Consider the following 6,071-nt stretch of genomic DNA (forward strand, 5'->3'; position numbering starts at 1 on the left):
GATCTAAACGATTATCTGATAAATCAGCATCCTTATTCTTATTTTTATAATCCAAATAGATATAACCACCATAATAAGTTGTTTCATAATATCTATATTTAAGCTTATTAATTATCCTTTTAGGTATAAGCACTTTAGTTGATTTTCCTTTTTTTAATGCAGGAACTTTAATCTTATATACAGTCCTATCATAATTATCTATTTTAATATAACAAGCTAACGAAGACTTAGTCCCAACATTTTTAACAGATAAAATATGCCCTTTACTACTTTTTCCAACATCAATTAAAGCTAAGTCCCTATAAGACTCCTTATTATTTTTTACTATATTCTTTTTACCACTTGTAATAATTTTATAATTACTAACTACTTTATTACTAATAATTTTATTTTTATTCTCCCCAATTACAATATTTTTCCTAAATTTATTATAAATAACTTTATTTTTTCCACCATAGATGAATGATTCTTGGAAAATATTATTACTATTAATAATATTCTTAATCCCATAAACCCATATTGAACCCTTTATAATATTACTATTAATAACATTACTACCTCCAAACACAGATAAATGCCCTCTTATAGTATTTTTAGAAATAATATTAGACTTACCTCCACGAAAATCTCCATTTACAATGAAACCACTCACTTTTGTATTTTTAGAAATTAAAATATCTTTAACAGTCACCTTTCCAATAGTTTTAAGCGTGATATCTTTATTAACATTTAAATCTAAATTATATTTCCCGGCCTTAAATATTACAGTATCTCCATTAGCTAAAGGAGAAGGGTTTTCCCAATCTTCATCACTCAAAAAAGCATCTATACTGGAAGTACTATTACTAGTACTTATAGTATAAGTAGCTGCACTAATACCATTGATAAAGACTAGTATTATTAATAAAGTAAAAATCAATGCTAAGAAATAATTTATTCTTTTCATATTAACTCCCTCCAAAATATACTAATAAAAAAGATATCAGGAAAAAATAAAGAGGATTGTGATAATAATACAACCCAATTTTTACTTATCTCCTACATCAAAAAAATTAGCTATTTGTTTTTCTTAAAGCTGTTTTTTGAATACACAGTATGTATTGCTTTATTTAACTTTGTTCCAAATTTATTTTTACTTATTTTATTCTTAACCCCTAAAACTTTTATTTGATGATATTTATTTGACTTAATTGTGTTTTTAGTGATTATATTTTTATTTCCAATTATTTTAAGTCCATGGTCACCATTACAGTTTATTGTGTTTTGTTTTACTTTATTATTATGTCCAATCAATTGAACTCCAAATTTTTTGTTTCTATGTAAAGTATTTGCAAATAAAGTATTTTTTCTTCCTGTTATATAAATTCCATAAGTTTTAGATTTTATTTTAAGATTTTGCAATACATTTTCATGACCAATAACATAAACACCCTTTTTAGCAGATATAGTAGTTGAATAAATTCCACCATTAATAGCATTACCATTACCTTTGACTATAATACCATAATTAGTAGCTTTAAACTTATTCAAGACTAAGGCATTCTTATTACCTTTTATGTTAATACCATTTTTTGAATTAACAGAATTTCTCTTTAAAACATTATTATTACCTTTTAAAAGAACCCCATAATACCTAGACTTAATATTATTCTTCTCCAATAAATTATATTTACCATCTAGATAAACACCATATTTAGCATTGCTAACAGTGTTATTTTTAATATTATTAAAGTTTGATTTCACTCTAATACCATAACTACCACTGTCCAAGATCTTATTACTTGTTATGTTATTATAACCAAAGGAAAAGATATCTATACCAACAAATTTAGAATTTTTAATAACATTAAACTTGAGATTATTCTCTTCAGCATTAATATAAATCCCAACATAATTATTATTCATATTATTACCAAAAAGAAGATTACCATAACCATTAACAGAAATACCATACCTTTTAGAACCATTAATCACATTATAATAAAACTCATTATTAACACCATAAACAGAAATAGCCTCACCACAATTTAAAAAAATATTACGAGTAATATCATTCTTCTCACCAGAAACATAAACACCAAAACCACAATTCCAGAAATAATTACCAGTAACAAGAACACTATCAGAATCAGTAAACAGACCATAACCACAATTAACAAACATACTGTTCACAATACCAACATTTTCAGATGATAGTATGACAATGGCCATATCTTTAACATTAGTAAAATTGTCATCCTCAGATCCGAATCCAGTTACATTCACAAAATAAAAAGCATCACCCATTATATTTTTAAAAATATTACGACTTGTGGAAATAGCTTCTGATGAATATGATACTATAGCTTGAGATTTGATATTTGTGAAATTATTATCAAAACAAAATAATCCAATCAGCTTGTTCATTATAATAGCTGTATCCAAATCAGCAAAAGAATTATAAAATATGTGCAAATCTTGTGATAATTCAATCGAAATGCCTACAGAAGAATTTTTAAGATTATTACCTACTAATTCTAATAATTTACAATTAATTAAGTATATAGCATCTAATCCATTATTTTCTACAATATTATGATTAACAAAATTTTGCCTTGGTGTGAAATACATCATTGGCATATTTATTAAATCTACATATATTCCAATCCCGGCATTATTTCTTAAAGTATTATTGTTTATTGTTACAAGTGTAGCATTTCCTATGTATAAAGCATTACCATTATTATGTTCTAAGAGATTACCAATCATCTCAACACTATCTATACTTGGAGCATAAAAACCATTAGTATTATTGCTTATAGTATTATTAATAACAGAAGCAGAACTCCAGATATCAACACCTAACAAATAAACACCATCGTCTTCATTATTACAGATAGAATTATTGATTAGGTTAAATTGCAATATATTAGAAAAATAACATCCAAAACCAAGATTATCAGATATACTATTGTTAAAAATGTCTAAAATATTGGCATCATCTGCATGTACTCCTGTTTCTTGATTATTAATTATTTTATTGCCTGTAATGTTTAAATATGTTGAAGTATCTGAATAAATCCCTGATCTAAAATTAGCAGAAATAGTATTATTTTTAATCAATACATCATTAGAATTTTCCAAATAAACCCCAAACATAGAGTTATTAGTAATATCATTAGTTTCAAGACTTAGATTAATAGGATTATTAGTATAAACTCCAGATCCAAAATTATAGCTAATATCATTATTTTTAATAATCATATTTTTAGAATCAGAAGAATATAAACCATTATCTTTATTGTTTTTAATTTTATTATTTGATATTTTTATATTATTTCCTTCAGAAACAGAAATCCCCGAAGCTTTATTACCTTCCACCTTATTATCATCAATATCCATCTCATTAGATGAATATATATTTATAGCATCATTCTCACTATTTTTAATTTCATTTTTCTTAATATTCACATTCTTAGAGTTAATAATACGGATACCTGCATCTTTATTATCATCTAATGTATTATTTTCTATTTTAACCTCATTAGAAGTGTCAATGTAAATCCCATTACCTTCAGTTCCAATAATATTATTTTTAATAATTGTATCATTGGATTCACTTATATAAACACCACTAGTACTATTAGACAAATTATTGCCCGATATATCAACATTTGAAGATTTATAAACACCAATTGCACTTCCACTACTATTTAAAGTATTATTAATTATTTCAATATTCTTAGAATCAGTTATAACAATAGAATCTTCAATATTTTTAAATGTATTATTAATAATGTTTAAATTATTGACTTCATCACCAACAACACCAGATAAATAGTTCATAAAAGTGAAACCTTTAATAGTAACATTATCATTTGTAACAAAGAATCCATAATCAGAACTTGAAATACCTGAACCATTAAGAATAACACCCAGATCACAAGTCAAATTAACAGATTTAGAAATAGTAAGCATTATACTATCATAAACACTACTACTACCATTAAAATGCAAAGTAGTGATATCATTAGAATTATATAGTAAATCTTGTATCATATCACTAGTCCAAGTATTATTAACAGTATAAGTCGTAGCATTAACACTAGACAAAGAAATGAAGATTCCAAACACAAGACATACAATTAAATATTTTTCAATTTTCATTATTAAACACCTTAATTTAAACACTTAATTATTTTTTTATGATGGAAGATAGATAATTTCCTCTGTTCCATCAACATAATGACAAATATAGATACCATCAGGAAGTTCAATAAGATGTGCTCCAATAGGGAAATAATATATTTGCCCATCTGGAAGTTGATAAATCCATGGATCAGAGATATGGGTAGTGTATCTTGTCCCATCGGGATAAAAAATATATTTAAAACCATCAGGAGTATCAATATACTGAGTATTATTATAGAGAGTAATATTCCTTCCATCAGAAACAAAAAAATTAGTTGTTCCATTAACATGATAATAAATCTCAGTTCCAACAGGCAAATATGAATAACCCTTAGACATATATGCAATACTATTCTCATCTATATCATAAAAAGAATTAAAAGATTTATTAATAATATTATAACAATAAAAGAACCAATGTTTAACCCAAGATCCAGGATTAGAAGCGTTTTCAGTATATGCCATGATAAAAGAACTATTTAAAACTAAATTCTTCATTTTAATATGAGCACTCAAAGAAGAACTTAATATTTGGTATGCTTGGTTTGAAGAAGTAATTTTAGAGTTAGTAAGCTTAAAAAAGAGTTCAATAGCAACAGAAACATTTGTTTTTGTGACATTATAGTCATTATGGGAACTATTCAGATAATGATTACAAATCAGATCCCAAGCTTCCCAAGCATTATCATGAGTAATATAAAAACCATTAGTAAGAGGTTGAGGATATTTTAGATTATTTGATTGATTAATGCTAATAATCTGATTGGTATTTATAGCTCCATCTACATTAATCCATGCTCCATTAATATATATTTGATCATATACATGTCCTAAATGAGGGTTTTTAAGAGGAAATTCAATAGATTCAAAATAAGCTATAGCCTTATATTTGACAGGAATTCCAGATGCTCGACATAAGGCAGCTATTAAATTAGAAAATCCAACACAATTAGCAACATATCTTCCATTAACTTTATGACTATTGTTTAAAACACCCATTGCAGAATAATTAGCATCTTCTACATAATCAACATATTTTTGAACCCATTTATAAATAGCATTAGCTTTACCATAATAATCATTACTTGCATAATTTTTAGTAATATTCTTTGCTAATTCTTTAATATAAGGGTCATTAACTTCGCATTTAGTAGAATTTTGTAGATATTTGTTTGGTAAATAAGTGTAGTTTTCTTTTGTCTTAGTTGTATTAATCAATAAAAAGTATTTGTTTTTAGCTGATGATTTGAGTCCTGTTACCTGAAAAGACTCATTAACGACTACTGTTCTAATACCATTGCTATATGTTGTTTTAGTGGTTTTAGGAACTACATAATTAACATACTTCCCTTTTAGTGTTGTAGTGTTTTGTTTTGAAGTAGTCCATCTAAGACCTGCTGGTCTTTGATCAATAGTAGTAGAGTTAGCAACTCCAAACCATTGCATTTTCCCATCTTTATAATCATATGCTTCTTTAAAGGTTCTATCCTTATTTTTAGTAGTAACACCTTTTACATATTTATCAGCTGTAGCTTTTTTAATACTATTAACTTTCAATGCTTTAATCTTTTTAGCATTTTTATAAGCTGTATTTAATGATTTTAGGATCTTATTTTTATTTGATCCTTTATACTTCTTTTTAACATTATTAATATTAGTTTTAATTTTCGTAAGTAGTTTATTTTTATCATATTGAGAAATATATTTTTTATTCGTATTCAGTTTTTTAGCCTTATTAATATCAGTGTTAAGATTTTTCAAGTTTTTAGTCACAGTTTTGTATGATAAAGCTTTAGATGCAATTATTGTAGTTCCTGGTTGTGAAAACGTAGCTTTTATAACAGAACTTGAGATACTTAAATTTTGTGAAATCTGTATATTGAAAGTAGCTATTCCATCAG

3 protein-coding genes are annotated in these 6,071 nt (G+C 25.7%); all 3 read right to left on the reverse strand.

Annotated features, from left to right (window positions below):
- The coding region (locus MBCUT_RS09795; RefSeq protein ID WP_157082576.1) for a hypothetical protein at nucleotides 1–946 on the reverse strand (946 nt) is incomplete at its 3' end.
- Nucleotides 947–1,056: 110 nt separating this feature from the next.
- Nucleotides 1,057–4,146 carry a right-handed parallel beta-helix repeat-containing protein gene (locus MBCUT_RS09800; protein ID WP_067260531.1) on the reverse strand — a complete coding sequence of 1,030 codons (3,090 nt, stop codon included), beginning with the start codon at nucleotides 4,144–4,146 and terminating at the stop codon, nucleotides 1,057–1,059.
- Nucleotides 4,147–4,182: 36 nt separating this feature from the next.
- Nucleotides 4,183–6,071 (reverse strand): transglutaminase-like domain-containing protein (locus MBCUT_RS09805; protein ID WP_169805440.1); only part of this gene is annotated, 1,889 nt, incomplete at its 5' end.

The organism is Methanobrevibacter cuticularis, from assembly GCF_001639285.1.
Classification (GTDB): domain Archaea; phylum Methanobacteriota; class Methanobacteria; order Methanobacteriales; family Methanobacteriaceae; genus Methanobaculum; species Methanobaculum cuticulare.